15 protein-coding genes and 1 rRNA gene are annotated in these 19,053 nt (G+C 45.2%); 13 read left to right on the top strand and 3 right to left on the bottom strand.

The window, feature by feature from the left end; translation table 11 throughout:
• Nucleotides 1–82, top strand: a 5S ribosomal RNA gene (rrf, locus tag HNP76_RS12890); the annotation flags it as partial.
• A gap of 488 nt (nucleotides 83–570) precedes the next feature.
• Here rrf and cytX read toward each other — a convergent pair.
• Nucleotides 571–1,743: a putative hydroxymethylpyrimidine transporter CytX gene (gene cytX / locus HNP76_RS12885; RefSeq protein ID WP_184661184.1), complete on the bottom strand. Its 1,173-nt coding sequence runs from the start codon at nucleotides 1,741–1,743 to the stop codon at nucleotides 571–573.
• A gap of 19 nt (nucleotides 1,744–1,762) precedes the next feature.
• Nucleotides 1,763–2,596: a bifunctional hydroxymethylpyrimidine kinase/phosphomethylpyrimidine kinase gene (gene thiD, locus HNP76_RS12880; RefSeq protein WP_184661182.1), complete on the bottom strand. Its 834-nt coding sequence runs from the start codon at nucleotides 2,594–2,596 to the stop codon at nucleotides 1,763–1,765.
• 298 nt (nucleotides 2,597–2,894) lie between these two features.
• Between thiD and thiM the strand changes: the two genes are divergently transcribed.
• Genes thiM through HNP76_RS12845 form a run of 7 tightly spaced genes read left to right on the top strand, consistent with a single transcriptional unit; the run spans nucleotide 2,895 to nucleotide 12,094 of the window.
• Nucleotides 2,895–3,743, top strand: coding sequence for a hydroxyethylthiazole kinase (thiM, locus tag HNP76_RS12875; RefSeq protein ID WP_184661180.1), 849 nt, complete (start codon nucleotides 2,895–2,897; stop codon nucleotides 3,741–3,743).
• Between the two features lie 22 nt (nucleotides 3,744–3,765).
• The gene (locus tag HNP76_RS12870) at nucleotides 3,766–4,065 is read left to right on the top strand and encodes an MTH1187 family thiamine-binding protein (protein WP_184661178.1); all 300 of its coding nucleotides are present in this window, start codon (nucleotides 3,766–3,768) and stop codon (nucleotides 4,063–4,065) included.
• 10 nt (nucleotides 4,066–4,075) lie between these two features.
• Nucleotides 4,076–4,756, top strand: a complete 681-nt coding sequence (locus HNP76_RS12865) for a thiamine phosphate synthase (protein ID WP_184661176.1) — start codon at nucleotides 4,076–4,078, stop codon at nucleotides 4,754–4,756.
• Nucleotides 4,757–4,812: 56 nt separating this feature from the next.
• Nucleotides 4,813–5,148, top strand: a complete 336-nt coding sequence (locus HNP76_RS12860; protein WP_184661174.1) for a hypothetical protein — start codon at nucleotides 4,813–4,815, stop codon at nucleotides 5,146–5,148.
• 31 nt (nucleotides 5,149–5,179) lie between these two features.
• Nucleotides 5,180–7,378 carry an NHLP family bacteriocin export ABC transporter peptidase/permease/ATPase subunit gene (locus tag HNP76_RS12855; protein WP_184661172.1) on the top strand — a complete coding sequence of 733 codons (2,199 nt, stop codon included), beginning with the start codon at nucleotides 5,180–5,182 and terminating at the stop codon, nucleotides 7,376–7,378.
• 1 nt (nucleotide 7,379) lies between these two features.
• Nucleotides 7,380–9,947 (top strand): NHLP bacteriocin export ABC transporter permease/ATPase subunit, encoded by a 2,568-nt coding sequence (locus HNP76_RS12850; RefSeq protein ID WP_184661170.1) that lies wholly within the window; start codon nucleotides 7,380–7,382, stop codon nucleotides 9,945–9,947.
• A 32-nt stretch (nucleotides 9,948–9,979) separates the two neighbouring features.
• Nucleotides 9,980–12,094: an adenylate/guanylate cyclase domain-containing protein gene (locus tag HNP76_RS12845; RefSeq protein WP_184661169.1), complete on the top strand. Its 2,115-nt coding sequence runs from the start codon at nucleotides 9,980–9,982 to the stop codon at nucleotides 12,092–12,094.
• On the opposite strand, the gene HNP76_RS12840 is transcribed toward HNP76_RS12845, so the two are convergent.
• Nucleotides 12,089–13,000 (bottom strand): LysR family transcriptional regulator, encoded by a 912-nt coding sequence (locus HNP76_RS12840; RefSeq protein ID WP_184661167.1) that lies wholly within the window; start codon nucleotides 12,998–13,000, stop codon nucleotides 12,089–12,091. The two genes, HNP76_RS12845 and HNP76_RS12840, sit on opposite strands and share 6 nt — an antisense overlap.
• Before the next feature lie 136 nt (nucleotides 13,001–13,136).
• Here HNP76_RS12840 and metE point away from each other — a divergent pair, with 136 nt between their 5' ends.
• The 5 genes from metE to HNP76_RS12815 are packed head-to-tail and all read left to right on the top strand — an operon-like array spanning nucleotide 13,137 to nucleotide 19,034.
• Nucleotides 13,137–15,398: a 5-methyltetrahydropteroyltriglutamate--homocysteine S-methyltransferase gene (gene metE / locus HNP76_RS12835; protein ID WP_184661165.1), complete on the top strand. Its 2,262-nt coding sequence runs from the start codon at nucleotides 13,137–13,139 to the stop codon at nucleotides 15,396–15,398.
• A 44-nt stretch (nucleotides 15,399–15,442) separates the two neighbouring features.
• A complete protein-coding gene (locus HNP76_RS12830; protein WP_184661163.1) occupies nucleotides 15,443–16,606 on the top strand; it encodes an ABC transporter substrate-binding protein in 1,164 nt (387 codons plus the stop codon).
• Between the two features lie 49 nt (nucleotides 16,607–16,655).
• Nucleotides 16,656–18,248, top strand: a complete 1,593-nt coding sequence (locus HNP76_RS12825; RefSeq protein WP_184661160.1) for a TolC family protein — start codon at nucleotides 16,656–16,658, stop codon at nucleotides 18,246–18,248.
• A 58-nt stretch (nucleotides 18,249–18,306) separates the two neighbouring features.
• A complete protein-coding gene (locus HNP76_RS12820; RefSeq protein ID WP_184661158.1) occupies nucleotides 18,307–18,549 on the top strand; it encodes a hypothetical protein in 243 nt (80 codons plus the stop codon).
• A complete protein-coding gene (locus HNP76_RS12815; protein ID WP_184661156.1) occupies nucleotides 18,546–19,034 on the top strand; it encodes an RNA polymerase sigma factor in 489 nt (162 codons plus the stop codon). The genes HNP76_RS12820 and HNP76_RS12815 overlap by 4 nt, the downstream gene beginning before the upstream one ends.
• Nucleotides 19,035–19,053 lie beyond the last annotated feature (19 nt).

Raw genomic sequence — 19,053 nt, 5'->3', positions numbered from 1 at the left:
CCGTTCCCGTTCCGAACACGGAAGTCAAGCACCCCTGCGCCGATGATACTCCGATACGGGGGAAAGTAGGGAGCCGCCGGCTTTTTCTTTTTAAAATAAAAAAATCTTCTGATAAGCCCCGGGAGCCGGGGGAAAGTAGGTAGGGAGCGACGGCGCAGCCGTCAAAACGCTTGAGAAGCGTTTTGAGCGAGTCTCGTCCGGAGCCGAGCTCCGGGCGCGTAAGCCGCCGGCTTTTTTCTTTTTAAACTGGATTCCGCCTCCTTCTTGGTCACTCTTGTTGCATCGAAAGTATCCAAAAAATCTGTTCGCTTTGCCTCGTCTTTTTTATATAAATCAATCAGGTTTCGGAAGTGATTTCCCCGGTCATAGCATTTAAGGGAATGCTGAATGTTCTGCGCAAGCCAGAAGTCTAGAGAATCTGTTCCAGATAATACAATTTCATCCCTTGAACAGCATATACATCAGGAAGAAGAGCCGCTATGATTTTTTTTATTGCATAGCCTATAGGAAGTGCGGAAGGGCGCAAAGCCGGGATTACCGGCCTTTTCGCGAATAAAAATTTGTTACGCCTTATTTTCTTGCGTGTGAAAGTTTTCCGTAAATCAGTGTGAGGGCGAATGTGATGGCCATGTCGAGGACCGTGCAGCCCAGGACGAAATCAACGCGCATCAGGAAGCGGTAGGCGGCGAAACCTGCGAGCCAGATGACGATTTTTGCGATGTCGATTTTTTTTGCAGAAGAATCTTTTTTGACTACGAAGAAATCTGCAATCAAAATGGCAATCATCGGGGCGAAAACTGAGCCGATGTAATACAGGAAGTCGGTGATGTTGTCCATGTTGAAAAGGATTGCTCCTGCTGTTCCGAGGAGAGCGACTACTACGGCTGTGATTTTTCCGTCGAGCTTTTCAAAGACTGTTTTTGCTGAAATTCCTGCGCTGAATGCATCGAGGAAGGTTGTCGTTACTGTTGAAAGAACGATGATGATAAGACCGATGATTCCGAGTCCTGATTTTACGGCAATCTGTGCGATGTCACCTTCGCCTGTGAAAATTGCGGCGCCCATGCCGATGATGTACATCCAGCATGAAACGATTCCGTAAATCAAGGCACTGGCAAGAGTTGCGCGGAATGGTTTTTCGGCTTCCTTGGTGTAGTCTGAGATGAGTGGCAGCCATGAAAGCGGCATTGCAACGGCGAGTTCTACTGCAGCCCCAAAGCTCATAGCTTCTTCAAGTGCCGGACTTGCAAGACTTTTTCCGAAGAAAATGATTTTACAGAGTACGAGGGTGAGGACAAAAAGAAGGCTCATTGTGATTACGTTGAGTTTTCCCAGGTTTGTGATTCCGATTATAATCCAGAGGACAATCAATGCTCCGATTACCAAAGCCCAAATCCACTTGCCGAATGAAAAAATCTCGTTTACAGCGAGAGATCCGTCGTAAATCATGATTCCTGTCCAGCCGACCAGCTGAAGGACGTTCAAGAGCGCGAAGAATTTGCTTCCCCATGAGCCGAAACTGAATTTTGTGGTTTCCATTGCAGATTTTCGGGCAATTCCACCGATGTAGCCGGCAAAAAAGAGAAGGGCACAGCCGATTAAATGGCCGAGAAGGATTGCGAGAGTGCCTTTTGCGAATCCGAGTGGTGCAAAGTATGTTCCTGTAATGATTTCGGCGATAGAAACTCCTGCGCCGAACCAAATCAAAGCGTTATTAAATACAGAGGTCTGTTTGTTGTTCATGATAAATTTCCTTTTTTAATTATTTGTTTAGAATGAAGTTGTGCATTAAAGGGCCGCTTCCTTTGCCCAAGTCCAGCATGGCTTCGAGTGCGCCTGAAATGTATTCCTTGGCTTTTTCAACGGCGTTTTCAAGACTTTCGCCTTTTGCAAGATTTGCCGCGATTGCGCTTGAGAGGGTGCAGCCTGTTCCGTGCGTGTTGGGATTGTTGATTCTTCTGCCCTTGAACCATTTTGCGACGATTTCGCCTTTTTCGTTCTTGCCGTAGAGGAAGTCGCTTGCGTCATTTACGTTGTGGCCGCCCTTTACGAGAACAGAGCAGCCGAATGCTTCGTGGATTTTGCGGGCTGCTTCTTCCATCTCAAATTCGCTGGTGATTTTGAGGCTTTTTGAGTCCATGCCGGAAAGACCTGCCTTTTCAAGAAGAACTTCTGCTTCCGGAATGTTGGGGGTGATTACGGTTGCGAGCGGAAGAAGTTCTTTTTTGAGTGTTTCGATTGCTTCTTCAGAGATGAGCCTTGAACCGCTCGTTGCGACCATTACCGGATCCACTACAAGATTTTTGAGCGAATAAGTTTTAATGGCCTGAGCGATTGTTTTGATCAGCTCGCTGGATGCTACCATTCCGGTTTTGACGGCGTTCGGAAAAATATCCGTGATTACGGCGTCAAGTTGTGCTTTTAGGAAATCGGGGGTGACTTCCATGATGTCTGTGACGCCGGTCGTGTTCTGGGCTGTCAATGCGGTGACTGCGCTCATGGCATAAACGCCATTCATAGTCATCGTTTTGATGTCCGCTTGAATTCCGGCGCCTCCGCAAGAATCACTTCCTGCGATTGTAAGTGCTGTTTTCATAATTCCTCCAAAACAGCGCATCATCAGGCGGTGCCCTCAAGATGATGCAAAATGAGTGTATGCGTTCAAAAATAGTGATTTGCAAAAAAAAGTTCAAGTGGGCCTGCTTGCCTAAAAGCCATATTTTAGCTAATATAAATGCATTGCAGGGGAACCCGGCGGATTTTTCCTAACGGGTTGAGATAGCGTAACGACGCAAAACCCTATGAACCTGTCAGCTAACACTGTGGAAGGGAGCAAGTTCGGTCAAAAGAATTTTACCCGCTTTCACGGCGGGCTTTATTTTTTGGAGTTAAAAATGACCGAATCTCAAATCAAATCGCAAGTCAAAGAGTCTGTAGAAGCCGTCCGCGCGCAAAAGCCCCTCGCTCCTTCAATCACAAACACAGTTACAATCAATTTTGTTGCAAATGCCCAGCTCGCCGTCGGTGGCTCGGCTGCAATGGTCTATCTTCCAGACGAGGGAGAATTCGTCTCAGAGGTCGGAAGCGCAGTCTACATCAATGCCGGAACCATGTTCCCGGTTTACGAAGAATCCCTTCCCCGCACTGCAAAACGCCTTTTCGAGCTTAAAAAGAATTGGGTTTTAGATCCTGTCGGAATCGGAATCGGCTCGCTCCGCACAAAATTGCTTGCAGGCTTTAAGGAATTCCCGCCGTCGATTGTCCGTGGAAACGCTTCTGAAGTCATCGCGCTGGCAAAACTCTGGGGAATTGAGCTTTCGACTTCTTCTCAGGGACCAAAAGGCGTTGATACTGTTGACAGCGTAAATGATGCAGAAAATGCCGCAAAAGCTCTTGCAAAATACATCAACGAAAAGCGCGGCGGACTTGGCGGAGCCGTTGCCGTAAGCGGAATCGAAGATCTGGTCACGGACGGCGAAAATGTCGTTTACAGTAAGGGCGGCTCCCACTTCATGGAAAAAATCACGGGTTCAGGCTGTTCTCTTGGCGGAGTCTGTGCCGTTTATGCAGGCGTCGCTTCTCCTTTCATCGCGGCTTTGACTGCTACTCAGATTTACAATCTTGCAGGAAAGAGGGCAGAGGCTAAAGTCAATGCTCCGGCTTCTTTCCAGGTCGCTTTCCTGGACGAGCTTTATCTTGCCTCGGCAGAAGACGTTGCAAACAATCCTTTTGAATTGAAATAAAGATTTAAAAACTGGAGGAAATATGAATACACTGATTGCAGTTGCGATTGCTCCTTTTGGAGTTGGAGACGAACTTTCTGAATATGTTGCCGAGGTCGTAAAAGTCATCCGTGAGTCTGGCCTGCCCAACAAAACGACTTCAATGTTCACCGAAATCGAGGGCGAGTACGACAAGGTTATGGAAGTCGTTAAAAAGGCAACTTTCGTTCTTGCCGAAAAAGGAATCCGGACCGAAGTAATCATGAAAATGGACATCCGCCCTGGCTACACGGACACAATGAATGGAAAACTTGACAGACTGGAATCTCACATTAAAAAATAGGAAGTAAAAAATGAAAGTAGACGTAAGCGCATATCTTGTTGTTGGACGAGAAAACACAAATGACCGCCCGGTTGCAGAAATCGTTGGGGACGCCGTTCGCGCAGGCTTTACCTGTGTTCAGATCCGCTCAAAAACTGCCAGCGCACTTGAAATGATTGAAGACTGCCGCCAGTCAGCAGATGCAATTGCAAAGCTAGGCAAATCTGATACAGTCGCCCTTCTTGTTGATGACAGGCTGGACATCGTTCTTGCAGCCCGCGAAATGGGAATCAAGGTTGACGGCCTTCACGTCGGTCAGAGCGACATTCCGGTTTCAATCTGCCGCAAATTTTTAGGAAAGGACGCAATCATAGGTCTTTCTGCCCCGACAAAAGACTTGATTGATTATGTTCAGACGACTGACATTTCAGAAATTGACTACTTTGGTGCAGGCCCTGTTCATGAGACAGCCACAAAACCTGACTGCGGAATGGACGAGACTGGCAAGGTCATCACAAGGACTTTCGCAGAACTTGCCGAGCTTGGAAAGAAAAGTCCCCTTCCAGTTGTCGTTGGTGGCGGCGTAAAGCTCAATGACATTGCGCCCCTCAAGGAGACCGGAGTTGCGGGATTCTTCGTTGTTTCAGCAGTTGCAGGTGCAGAAAATCCCTACGAAGAAGCAAAAAAACTTGCTGATGCCTGGAAAATTTAATTAATCTTTAGCCTTTTTCCAAAGTCCTTCGTATAAATAAATATACGGAGCTAATGATGACAAACCTTCAGTTAAAAACGGCTTTGGTAAAGGCTGGCCTTAAAAAAGAAAAGATTTCAGAGTTTCAGTACAATTTTGATGTTGAGAGAATTTCAATGGTAGTTGAGGCTTCTTCCTGCCCGGAAATCGCTTTTTCTGCCATTCACCAGATTTACCCGGATCTTGATGCCGAAGAATTGAAGGCTCAGTTCGGCTTTACAAAAGAAAGATTCACTTCCTGTATAAAGGAACATTTTTGGAAATCCGTTTTGATTGCGGTTGCAGTTTTCATTTGTGCTGCCTTGATTTCAGAAGATATTTTCAGTGCTTTGGCTTTTCTTTTTTTTAAGTGACATTATTTCAGAATTGAATTATACTTAAAAAATGAAATTCCCTTTTTTTCGGAAGACGAAGACCCCTACGGTTTTGCAGATGGAAGCCCTTGAATGTGGCGCGGCAAGTCTTTCGATGATTCTTTCTTATTATAAAAAGTATGTCTCCCTGGAAGAACTTCGCATAGAGTGTGGTGTTTCACGAGATGGAACAAAGGCCAGCAATTTGATTAAGGCGGCCAAACACTACGGACTGGAAGCAAAGGGTTTTAAAATGGAGGTGGATGTCCTTCGTGGATTGAAGGCTCCTGCCATAATTTTCTGGAATTTCAATCACTTCGTAGTCTACGAAAAATTTAAGCGTCATTCTGTTGTAATAAATGACCCGGCTCTCGGCAGGCGTTCCGTCGATTTGGATGAATTTGACGAATCCTTTACGGGCGTCGTGCTCACTTTTTTTCCTGGGCCGAATTTCGTTCCGAGCGGAGAAAAGCCCAAGGTCTGGAACAGGCTCAAAAAAAGGCTTGGCGGTCTTGCTTCAATCTTCACTTTCCTGGGATTTTTAAGTTTCTTCTATTTTATACCGGGTTTTGTTTATCCCACTTTCTCACGCTTTTTTATCGATGAAATTTTAGTCAAGAATTCAATGAATCTTTTAAAGCCTCTCCTTGTCGTAATGGCCGTCACTTGCGTGGTTTCGACGGTTTTGCAGGCGATTCAGAATTCGGTTTTGATGCGCTTTCAGGTCAGGCTCAGTCTTTCTTCGGCTTCAAAATTCATCAACCAGATTTTCAGGATGCCGATGCAGTTTTTCGTCCAGAGACTGCCGGGTGAACTTTGTAACCGCATTTCTTCCTGTGACTCAATTGCAAGCCTCATTTCAAATCAGCTTATCGGGGTCGTGATTAATCTTTTCAGCTCAGTTTTCTTCCTTATATTAATGCTGATGTATGATATTCCCCTCACGGTGATTTCTGTTCTGCTTACTTTTCTGGTCCTTGTGATTTTTAAAGTTACCAGCGAGCGGGTCAAGAACAAATCATTTAAAATCGAAATGGAAGGGGGCAAGCTCAGCGGTATCACCATGTCCGGAATCGAAATGATTGAGTCGCTCAAGGCTTCTGGTGCCGAAAATGACTATTTCATGCAGTGGTCGGGCCAGCAGGCAAAGGTGATTATGGAAAATCAGCGGCTTTTAAGGAGCAACACGGCCAATTCAATTTTACCGCAGACTGTTTCTCAGATTCAGAGCATTCTGATTATGTCAATCGGAGCCTTGCGGGTTATGGACGGTCATCTTACAATCGGTATGCTCATGGCTTTTCAGCTTTTGCAGTCAAATTTCGCCTCGCCGATCAATTCCTTTTTAAGTCTGGGGGCTTCCCTGCTTTCTGCAAATGCTGACATGCAGCGAATCGATGACGTAATGGAATACCCCACTCCCAAAATCTTCAAGGATGATTTTAAAAAGAAGGGGCAGGAGGGAGAAAATTCTGGAGCAATCAAGGCTTTTTACGCACCAATAAGAAAATTAGACGGATATATTTCCGTAAAAAATGCAGTTTTCGGCTATTCACCGCTGGCAGCCCCCCTGATTAACGGCCTCAACATTGAATTCACTCCTGGAAAGCGAATCGCACTGGTTGGAGCGACAGGAAGCGGCAAGTCCACAATTGGCAAATTAATCAGCGCGACTTATCCCTTGTGGAGCGGCGAGCTTTTGTTTGACGGAAAGCCCTTGAGCGAGATTGAGCGCAAGGTTTTCGCGGCCTCAGTTTCCGTTGTAAATCAGACCATCTCGCTTTTTGAGGGCACGATCAAAGACAATATCACCATGTGGAACTCAACTATTCCCGAAGAAGTTTACATTCAGGCGGCTAAGGATGCCTGCATTCACGACGTAATCACTTCGCGCCAGGGCGGATATTTTTCAATGGTCAGGGAAGGCGGCCGGAACTTCAGCGGCGGACAGAGGCAGAGGCTTGAAATTGCCCGCGCTCTTGCCACAAACCCAAGAATCATAATCATGGACGAAGCCACAAGTGCCCTGGACGCAATCACCGAGCAGAAGGTTGACCAGAACATACGCCGCCGTGGCTGCACCAGCATAATTATCGCACACAGGCTTTCAACAATCCGCGACTCAGACGAAATAATCGTGCTCGACCACGGAAATATAGTTCAGCGGGGAAGTCACGAAGAACTGATGGAGCAGGGCGGAATCTACAGCGAACTGGTCAGGACGATGTAAAATGGACAAGGGCATCTACAAAATCAACAACACGAATATCCTCACTCTGGACGGCTCGGCTCATGAAATCAAAGTCCTTCACGGTCACGGCTATCTCTTCCTTGTAAAAAAACTCCACGACGGACGGACCGGGGCCCGCCATGCGATTGCCAATTTCGGCGAGGGCGAGTCCTTTCCAAATATCACCGGCAACGAAAAATACAACATCATTCTTGCCGGAACGAACGGCACCGAAGTCGAATTTACTGAGACGACTGACCCGGATTTTGCAAAAAAGGCTGGGGAATGGCAGAAAAACATCATCATCGATATTGAGACTGGCTTTGCCTGGGAAAATTTGCGCTCAATGAAGCAGCAGAAGACGGCTGATTATGCTTTTTCTGATGCGCTTGCCAATATTTCTTCCGTTGTAAATAAAAACGTAAGGGAAACGAATATTTTCCGCCCTGATGACTTCCCTGTCGTCAAGGTCTTTAAAATTGTCGCCAGAAATATGGGCGGAATTTCAATCCACCAGCTGCCGGACAAAAGCTATGAGCCTACAAAGAGCGGCGTACAAAAGCTTGCCCGGGACAACACCGTGCGAGTGCGTGAAGTCGTTCTCCGCGAAAAATGGTATCAGGAAGACAACGGCCACTTAATCGGCTTTTACAAAAAAAACGGCAACATCGATATTTCCTGCGAAAATGACACTTCCGCTTCTCTTGTTCCGGTCGCTTTAATAAAGAACAAAAATTCTTCGGGCTATAAAATCATTGACCCAATCAACAATGTCGAGATTCCTGTCACAAAAAGCAATGCAAGACAGGTTTATCCGATTGCAATCATGGCCTACAAGAACATAAAGGAAGAAAAAATCTCGATTAAGACAATCTGCCGCTTCGTTCTCATGGACATTAGGCGGGACATTGCACGTTTTGTCGTCATCGGGCTTTTGTGCACTCTGATTGGACTCATCACGCCTCTGATTACGCGGACTTTCATTGACAATGTTATCCCGGAAGCGGCAAAAACTCAGGCGATTCAGATTTGTGTCCTCGTTTTCTTCTGTAACATTTCTTCGATGATTGGCGAGCTGGCAAAATACTTCGCCAACATGAGGATGGAAACAATGGCCGACAGCGATTTGGAAGTGGCACTCATGGATAGGCTCTTAAAGCTGCCGGTTGATTTTTTCAAGGGCTTTTCTTCGGGTGACTTGGCTGCCCGCACCATAACAATTACTGAAATCCGCAAGGCGATTTTCAACATCGTTCTTTCGGTCTTCATGAATTTCATTTTCAGCTTTGTCTATTTGATTCAGTGCTTCAGATTTTCCGGCTATTTTGCCAGATGGGGCATTTTATTCTGCATCTTCCCGATTTTGATTTCAGCTGTTTTCTGCTGGCTTACCTACAAATGGGAGAAAATTCTGATTGACTGCCAGGGAAAAATTCAGGGTATGCTGCACCAGTTTTTGAACGGCATCGAAAAAATCTCAAATTCTCATTCTGAAAAACGATTTTTCGCCCAGTGGTCCAATGAATATATCCGCCAGACTAAAGTCAGCTACAGGCTGGGCCTTGTCGGTATCGTAAGTTCACTGATTAATGCGATTTATCCGATGATTGTGTGCATTATCTTCTATTATTTGTATGGCCGTGGCGTAAGGATGCAGGCAATTTCCGCCCTCACAACCGGAACCTTCATGGCATTTTTGACTTCGTATTCTTCATTTCAGGGAGCCTTTCTTGGCCTTGCATCTTCCCTTCTTCAAATCCGCAAGGTCGTTCCTCTTTCAAAGAGAATCCAGCCGATTCTTGATGCCAAGCCGGAATTTGAATCTTCCAAGCCGCCGATTGACAGGCTCAAGGGAAACATCGAAATCAGCCATTTAAATTTCCGCTATTCTCCGGATTCTCCGCTGGTCTTAAAAGATGTGAACATGAGCATAAAGCAGGGAGAATTCGTGGCCGTGGTCGGAACAAGCGGGGCGGGCAAGTCGACCCTCATGCGTATGCTTCTGGGTTTTGAAAAACCTGAGTCGGGCGCGATTTTCTATGACAGCCAGGATATTTCCGCTGTCGATATCGGTTCCCTCCGCCGTCAGCTTGGCGTTGTATTGCAGAATGATACGGTTTTGCAGGGAACGGTTTTGCAGAACATACTTGGAAGCAGTGGCCTTAGGGAAGAAGATGCCTGGGAAGCTGCCAGGAAAGTTTCCTTCGACAAGGACATCGAGGAAATGCCCATGGGAATGTTCACGATGATTCCAGCCGGCGGTGCGACACTTTCAGGCGGTCAGCTGCAGCGCCTCATCATTGCCAGGGCGATTATCCGCAGGCCGGGCGTTCTGATTTTTGACGAGGCTACCAGTGCCCTCGACAATCTTACCCAGCAGGTGGTCCGGGAGAGTCTGGATGAGCTTAAAGTCACCAGAATCATAATCGCCCACAGGCTTTCGACAATCATCAATGCCGATAAAATCTATGTGATGAAAGACGGCGAAGTGATTGAGCAGGGTAAGTACGAAGAACTTATGGCTAAAAACGGCTATTTTGCACAACTTGCGAAAAGGCAGAGTGTATAATATATCAAAAAATATATATCAGGGGTTACAACATGACTGATTTTACAAGAATTATCAGTATTCTTTCTCTCGGTTTTCTTTCTTTCTTTTGCTTTCAGGCGGGAATATTTTTGTGGTCCGGGCATAAGTTAAAGCAAAACGGCAGGCGTACCCTCATCTTTATTGAACTTTTCACGGGCTTCTTGCTCCTTTCCGATGCTCTCGCTTACTGTTTCCGGGGAAATACAAGCACGACTGGCTACTACATGGTTCGCCTCAGCAATTTTTTAGTTTTCCTCTGTAATGCTTCAATCTCTCTTTTCTTTTCTTTCCATATCTGTGAATTTATCAAGCAGTCACGCTTAAGTTTAACCCTGCTTTTGCGGCCGAAAGCTTCTATTAAAGGGGGCATTCCGGTTCAGCTTTTTATTGTCTTTTTCTTCTGTCTTTTTGGGGTTGTCCTTACGGTAATCAGCCAGTTTACGAATTTCTTCTATTATTTTGACGAAAACAATATTTACCACAGGAGCACTTTTTATCCATTAAGCGTTGCCCTGGGACTTTTGCCGGGTCTCATTTCATTTACAATGTTCCTGCAAAACCGTAAAAAACTTGCAAAAAATGTCTTTGTTTCCCTTTTGTTTTACTTCTTTCTTCCTTTGATTGGCATAATTTTGCTTCTCCTTGTCTACGGATTCCCTTGGGTAGATATTTTCTTCGGTCTGGGTGCCCTGCATCTTTTCTATTCTTCACTGAAACTGATGGAGCTTGAATTCTATTCAGGCCAGCGGGAAAATACAATTAAGAGTCCGGTCTATAAAAGTGAGAGCGTTTCAATCCAGTCAAGAAAGAGGGTTGTTAGAAATCATTTCTGGCAGACTCTTTCAATAAGTCTGGGCGGCATTCTTTTGATTCTTGTAATCGTCTCAATCAAGGGCATTTCTTTGCCGGAAAAGACTTTGACCATCGAAAAGCCTTATTCAGAGAACGACTCGTCAAAATCAGTTTCCCTGACTTTTATTCGAAACGCAGATAAGCACTGGGTTGACGAAGGGGATCCTGACAGGACGGGTGCCCAGTTCGACGGCATTATTTTCAACAACATGAGCAGTACAATAATCACTGACTGGAATTTCAAGATTCTTGTTCCAGAAGGATGTTCTGTAGATCCGGGTCCATGGAACGGAACTTTCTCTCTTGCAGACGGTGCTTTAAATGTCAAAAAACCCCATAAGGATGACGTCGAAAACATTCACGGCGTAGATTTTTACACAATCACTCCGCTAAAGAGCCTGGGCTTCGGCTGTATCATGTACACTCCGCACGACTATCAGCCGCTTGAGCAGAAAATCGTCTTCACTTATTCCAGCATTTTAAAGCCTCTGACCAACAAGATTTTTGACAGCTTCCTGGGTCTTCTTTTCGTTGTTTTCATTATTTCAACGACTGTCATGCTTTTTGAGGGAAAACTTATCCGGGTCGAGGAAGAAAACAAAAAACTTGAGCGCACGGTTAAAGAACGCACCAAGGAACTTGAAGCCGAAAAGAACCGCTCAGAAAACCTCTTGCTCAACATTCTGCCAAAGGAAATCGCAAAAGAACTCACGGCTCACCCGGACAGCACGATAGCTAAGGAATATCCGAATGTCACCGTCCTCTTTACAGATATCGTCGGCTTTACAAAGATAAGCGGCGAAATGACGGCGGAAGAAGTCGTCACCATGCTCAACAAAATGTTTACGATGTTTGATGAGCGGGCCAAGCGTGAGGGAATCGAGAAAATCAAGACTATCGGAGACGCTTACATGGCGGCAACCGGCCTCACAAAAGAAGATTTCAACGACGGCGCTTTCAAAATGATTCGTTTTGCCAAAGGTCTTTTGGACGACGTCCGCGCTTTCAACGAAAAGTCGCCGGTCAAACTTTTAATCAGGCTTGGAATCAATTCAGGTCCGGTCGTTGCAGGCGTAATCGGAAAGACAAAGTTCATTTACGACATTTGGGGCGATACGGTTAATGTCGCAAGCCGAATGGAAAGCACCGGTCTTCCGATGAGAATCCACGTTACTGAAACGACAAAAGCCCAGACCTCAAGTCACTATCAGTACAGCAAAAATACTGAAATCGATGTAAAGGGCAAGGGAATGATGAAAACTTACTTCTTATAGAGAATCTTCCCGCTTTTTTAAGGCTGCGACGTAAAATTCTGCGTATCGTGACAAAACCACGCCCTTGCGGGTGATGATTCCGACTGTCATGCTGTCGTTGACTGCCAGCGGCCTTGAAATGATGTCTTTTCCGTTCAGTTCGTGGCTAATGATTCCTGAACAAATCGTATATCCGTCGAGACCAATCAGAAGGTTAAAGAGTGTCGCCCTGTCCCTGACCTTGATGTTCTTGGGGCAGTCAAAATCAATTTCGGTCAGCGGTTCTTCGGAAAAGTAAAATGAATTGAAATCGCCCTGCTCGTAAGTCAGATAGGGAAAAGGGGCGAGGTCTGAAATGGAAATCTCACTTTTGGCTGCGAGGGGATTTTTTGTGGAGATAAAAACGTGAAGGGGCCGGGTAAAAAGCGGCTCAAATTGCAGGTTGTTCTTTTTTATCAGTTTTAAAATTACGTCTTCGTTCCGCTTTGAAGTGTAAAGGACTCCGATTTCGCTCTTTAAGTGGGCTACGTCTTCAATAATTTCGTGGGTCTGGGTTTCCCGAATCGTAAAGTCATATTCCGAGCCGCCGAATTTTTTGATCAGGTCGACAAAGGCATTGACCGCAAATGAATAATGCTGGCAGCTTACGGAAAAAATCGAACTTCCGCCGTTGCCGCCTTTGAAGCGGTCTTCGAGCAGGGCGGTCTGTTCCAGAATCTGCCTTGCATAGGAGAGAAATTCATTTCCTTCGTTTGTGACCGTGACTCCTTTGTTGGAGCGGGAAAAAATCGTGATTCCCATTTCCCTTTCAAGTTCCCGGATTGCGGCCGTGAGGCTGGGCTGAGAGATAAAAACCCGGTGTGAGGCTTCGGTAATATTCTGGCTGTCCGCAACTGCAACGGCGTATTTCAACTGCTGTAAAGTCATATCCTGATGATAGCAGAAAAAAGAAAAAATCACCATAGCTTAAAACTATTGCCAAAACGATAAAAATAGTATTTCCCATTATTTCTGTAAAATCGTATACTTTCCAAAATAACATAGTAAAGGGGTAGGCAATAATATGGCACTAAAAACATCGGTAATCGGATTCCCACGAATCGGAAAAAATCGCGAGCTTAAATTCGAAAGTGAAAAATTCTTTAAGGGTCAAATAACGGCTGAGGAACTTGAAAAAACTGGAGCAGAAATCCGCTCTTACGGCTGGAAAAAGCAGGCTGAAGCCGGCATTTCCTTCATTCCGTCAAATGACTTTTCTTTTTACGACAACATGCTTGATACGGCTTTTCTTTTGGGGGCTATTCCCGAGCGCTACAAGGCTCTTTCTCTTTCTCCGCTTGAGACATATTTTGCAGTCTCACATGGCTATCAGGGGGAGGCGGGAGACGTAAAGGCCCTGCCGATGAAAAAATGGTTCAACACTAACTACCACTACATCGTTCCGGAAATTTCCGACGAGACAAAAATCGCTCTTTCTGAGAAAAACAAGGTTCTTTCTGAATTCAATGAGGCAAAATCCCAGGGAATTAAGACGGTCCCTTCTTTAATCGGAGCCTATACTTTTCTGACTCTGGCAAACTACACTGGCTCGAAAAAGGCCGGGGATTTTTCAGAAGAAGCGGTAAATGCTTTGGCCTTGCTTGCAAAATCGCTGGGAGAGGCCGGGGCTGAATGGATAACTTTTGCGGAGCCTGCTCTTGTTCTCGACGTTTCGGATTCTCAAAAGGCTCTTTTCACTTCAATTTACAAAAAACTGATTTCCAAAATCCGGGCTCAGTCAAAAATCAAAATCGCCCTGCAGACATATTTCGGTGATGTGCGTGATGTTTACGAAGAAATTTCTTCCCTTGGTTTCGATGCAATCGGTCTTGACTTTGTGGAAGGAAAAAAATCCCTGGAGCTTGTAAAATCAGGCTTCCCGAAAAATACCCTGCTTCTTGCAGGCCTTGTGAACGGAAAAAACATCTGGCGGACGAATTTCGAAAAGCAGGCCGCTCTCCTTGCTGAAATCAAAAAATACGTCTCTGAAGAGAATATCGTGATTTCAAGCTCATGTTCCCTTCTTCACGTTCCTTACACAACTCAGGCCGAAGAAAAACTCAGCTGCGATATCAAAAAACACTTTGCCTTTGCAGAAGAAAAACTAGTGGAGCTTGGCCAATTTGCAGCCGGTGACGAAAAAGCCTTCGAAGAAAATAAAAAGCTTTTTTCAATCGAGCGGGTTTACAGGACTCCGGGCGTGCAGAAAGCCCTTTCCGAACTTAAGGAGCAAGACTTCGTTCGTAAGCCTAATTTTGAGGTGCGGGAAAAAATTCAGCATGAGGCCTTTAAACTGCCGCTTTTCCCGACCACGACAATCGGTTCCTTCCCTCAGACAAAGGAAGTCCGTGCAAATCGTGCCGCCTATAAAAAGGGAAGCATTTCAAAAGACCAGTATGTGGCCTTTAATCAGAAGAAAATCGCAGAATGCATTGCCCTGCAGGAAAAACTCGGACTTGACGTGCTTGTTCACGGAGAATTTGAGCGCAACGACATGGTTGAATATTTTGGAAGCCAGCTTTACGGTTACATTTTCACACAGAATGCCTGGGTTCAGAGCTATGGAACGCGATGTGTTAAGCCGCCGGTTATCTGGAGCGATGTCAGCCGCCGCGAGCCTATGACCGTTGAATGGTCGGTTTTTGCCCAAAAGCAGACTAAGAAAATCGTAAAGGGGATGCTGACCGGCCCTGTCACAATCTTGAACTGGTCTTTCCCGCGCGAGGACATCAGCCTGAAGGAACAGGCCCAGCAGATTGCCCTTGCAATCCGAGATGAAGTCCTCGACCTGGAGAAAAACGGAATTAAAATCATTCAGATTGACGAGGCAGCCCTGAGGGAAAAGCTTCCCCTCCGCCGCTCGGACTGGCACAAGGAATATCTGGACTGGGCAATTCCGGCTTTCCGGCTTGTTCACGCAAAGGTAAAGCCTGAGACTCAGATTCATACCCACATGTGCTACAGCGAATTCAACGACATTATCCGAGATATTGATGCCATGGATGCGGATGTAATCACATTCGAGGCCAGCCGGGCAGACCTTAAAATCCTTGATGCCCTCAAAGAAGCAAATTTCAGGACTGAAGTTGGACCGGGCGTTTACGACATTCACTCAGCGCGGGTTCCGTCTGTTGAGGAAATCCGAAGCGCCCTTGAAAAAATGCTCGAAAAAGTTCAGAAAGAAAAGCTCTGGGTAAATCCTGACTGCGGACTTAAAACCCGGGGTGACGAAGAAACTGAAAAGAGCCTTGCAAATCTTGTTGAGGCCGCAAGACAATTGCGATAATAAAATGACAGGAAGCTGATTGTGTGTTATAATTTAAAAATAACATGAAAAAATACAGCTTCCTTCTATATATATTGCTTTCTTTTAGTTTTGCTTTCTTTTCTTCCTGCAAGAGTGATGACCCGATTAAAAGCCGTCAGGCGGCCATCAACCGCCTTTTTAAAAACGGTTCAGTTAAGATTGCCATCGCCAACAGCTTTGAGCAAAATCAGACTAAAATGTGGGAAGGTGCCCTTTTGGCTCAGGAAAAAATCAATGCTGAGGGCCTCCTTCCCGGCCGCCTTGAGCTGGTAAAATTTGACGACGGTGGTACTTCAATCAGCGGAATGTCCACGGCCTACCAGATTGCATCGGACGAAGAAATCTGCGCGGTGGTCGGTCACGGTTATTCCGACATTTCCCTTCCCTGCTCGCTGATTTATCAGTATTACGGAATCCTCACATTCAATTTCATTTCCACGATTCACGCCCTCACCGAGCGGAACAATCCCCTTATTTTCAGCAACATGCCCAGCGACAGCAAATTTGGCGAAGAAATTGCCAGACTCTGCGACAAGGAAGGCTTTAAAAACGTCATCATCTATTATCTGGAAAACACTTCCGGCACCAGCCTTTCAAACGCCTTTGAGATAAATTGCAGCAAGAGGGGAATTGCCGTTGTCAGCCGTGACAGCTATGACATTACGACTTCCGAGCAGGAATTTGAGCGCATGGCCAAGCGCTGGAAGAACAACTTCCTCTTTGACGCGATTTTTCTGGCCGGCCGCATGCCTTTGATTCAGCAGATTATTTCGATTCTGCGGGAAAACGGCATAAATTGCCCCATTGTCGGCTCTGACCCTTTTGACGATCCTCTTTTGACAGATCAGCTTGGTCCTTCAGAAAACGGAAAGATTTTTGCCGTATCAAACTATGATGTCGAAAGTCAGAATCCCCGCTTCAAGGAGTTTTATTCTTCATTCAAAGAGAAATTCGGCGGAGAACCGGACCAGGAAACTTTACAGGCTTATGATGCCCTCATGGTTCTTGCTAATGCAATTAAAATGGCGGATTCAGCAACGCCAAATGATATTGCCGGAATCCTGCACAGGTATATCTGGCTTGAGGCAGCCGGTTCCTACACCTTCGACCAGAACGGAGCCGTACAAAAAAGAAAACTCACAACTAAGGTCTTTAATAACGGAAAATTTATAAAACTCGCCGACTAGATCCTTATTTTTAATTGAAAAATTCTTAAGTCTATCTATAATATATCTTATGTTCCCTAAAATTATTCTCATCTTGCTGCTTTATTTTTTCTTGCCGCAGGCTATTTTTTCAGAGAACATAGTCAAAGAAGGGGAAGGGGAAACCCTTTCTTTGGAAGATGCTGTAAATCTTGCGGTTAAAAACAATTACGAAATCAAAAAACAGAGGTATGCGCTTTCAGCGGCAGAAGCTCGGTACAGACAGGCAAAAGGTTTACTCGATTTAGAAGTCGGAGCTGAGGGCGGATACTCAATCAAGCAGAATCCGGTTGACAAGAATGACCCGGCTTATGTGCTCGACTCATTCCCAGCAGAAGCAGGTGTCTTTTCAGTTTATTCTGACAATACTTTGGATCAGCAGACTTCAGGTTCTCTTTTCGTTCAGAAGCTTTTTGGCTTTGGACTGCAGTCAAGGCTTGCCTACACGGTCACTCGCCAGAAAAATACGCCGGACTACTCATATTCAGCAGGCTTTCCTGAGTCCTTAAAGCTTAAGGAGCCGGAAGCCCGCAATTACGGCACTGTGTCTCTGGAACTTTCCCTTCCTCTTTTCAAGTCTTTTAATGATTCACTCGCTTCTCTCCAGCTTGAAAGTGCAAAAGCTTACATCGAGCAGATGAGGGCAGATCTTGAAGATACGATTTCCAAAACGGTAATGGAAGTTTCCCGAAAATATTACAAATATTTCCTTTCCTGCAATTATATGCAGCTGGTATCGTCGCTTCAGCAGAAAATTGAAGAGCGAAATAAAAACATGGACACGCTGATTCGGGCCGGAGTCCGCTCAAAAAATGACTTGCTTGCCATGCGGGTTAACGAAAGGGAAAATCACCGCAATGCCGAAAATGCCAATGTTCAGTTTCATAGCGCGAAAATGGATCTTATGGTGATTCTGGGCATTACTGATCCAAGTGTTCTGCCTCCGCCATGCCATAACTCTTTTCCGAAAATTGATATTGAAGAAGCAAAATTCCTTGAAGAAAGCGAGATTGACAGCGCCTTTCTCGAAAAGGTGATTCAAAGGCGCAATGATATTGTCTCACTTCGAAAAAGCATTGAGTCGGCAGAGAAAAAACTTCGCATTACAAAAGTTGATTCCCGGCCGGACGCAAATCTTGGATTCGGAATCGGGGCGACTGGAACGGAATATTCGGACAGCTATGGAAAACTTGCCGGCTCTGGCAGCAAAAATGTCCGCGGGCTTGATATTTCGGGCAAACTTTCAGTGACTGCAAGACTGGGCAACAATTCAAAAAAGGGAGCTGAGGAAGAAGCCCTTGCAGAATACAATGCCCTTCTTGCTGAATACGAAAATGCCGTGAACACGCTCTCAATTCAGGTTAAAAATGTGGCCGGAAGAATCTCGGTTTACAAAAACTCTGTGCAAAATGCTGACGAAGTCCTTGACTTGCAGAAGAATCTCTATGACAATGAACAGAAGAGGTTTAATGCAGGACTTATAACTGTTGATAATCTTTTGTCTCAGGACGAAAAATATATTTCTGCGGAAAATTCTTACTATCAGGTGCTGATAAATTACCTTCTTTCGGTGCTTGAATATAAATATTACACCGGGGAGCTGATTTTCCTTGAAAATTTTTAGCTCTTTTTGATTCTCGTTCGTATAAATGTATGACGAAATCACTTAGCGAGGTAAGACTATGAACGATAAGAATCTTAAAAGATTGTTTGACTTTCAGAAATTTGAAGGAAATTCAGCAATGGATTTCGCAATTCAGAGCGCACGAAGCTATATCAGTTCTCTTCAAAATTCAGTAAGCGAAAATGCTTTTGAACTTAATGAAGACGAACTAGACATGGTTAATGCTGCAGGCCTCGTTGATTCTGGTCTACCTCGATCTGGAACGATTTCGCCTGTTACAAAAGATAAGGAAATTTTGTGACACCAAAAGAAAAGGACGAAATCTACAAAGAGTATAACCGCAAGGTTTTTTATTATTTTATAGGCAAGCACTTGGACGACGACGATGCCGAAGATTTAACGGCAAACGTCTTCGTCAAGTTCTACGATAAAGCTGATTTTTTTGATCCGTCAAAATCTTCTCCCTCCACGCTGATTTATAGAATCGCCCACAATACGCTGATTGATTTTTGGCGTGTCCGCAAGCAACATTCCGAACTGGACGAGGAAATTGCTTACAATGACGAAACTCTCGACAATATCCTCACTCAAGAAACACTTACTGAACTTGGACAGGCTCTCATGCGGCTTCCTGACCGCGAGCGGGCTTTGGTCGTTCTGGTTTACTACGACAACAAGACTTTAAAAGAAGCCGCTGAAATCCTCAAAATGAGCTACTCAAATTCCAAAATCGTCATGAAAAATGCCCTGGCCGGGCTAAAGGAATTTTTGCTACAAAAGACGTAAAATGCTGTATAATTAAAGC

This window comes from Treponema ruminis (assembly GCF_014201975.1).
In the GTDB taxonomy this organism is placed as follows: Bacteria; Spirochaetota; Spirochaetia; order Treponematales; family Treponemataceae; genus Treponema_D; species Treponema_D ruminis.
This window is presented reverse-complemented; position numbering and strand designations above follow the sequence as displayed.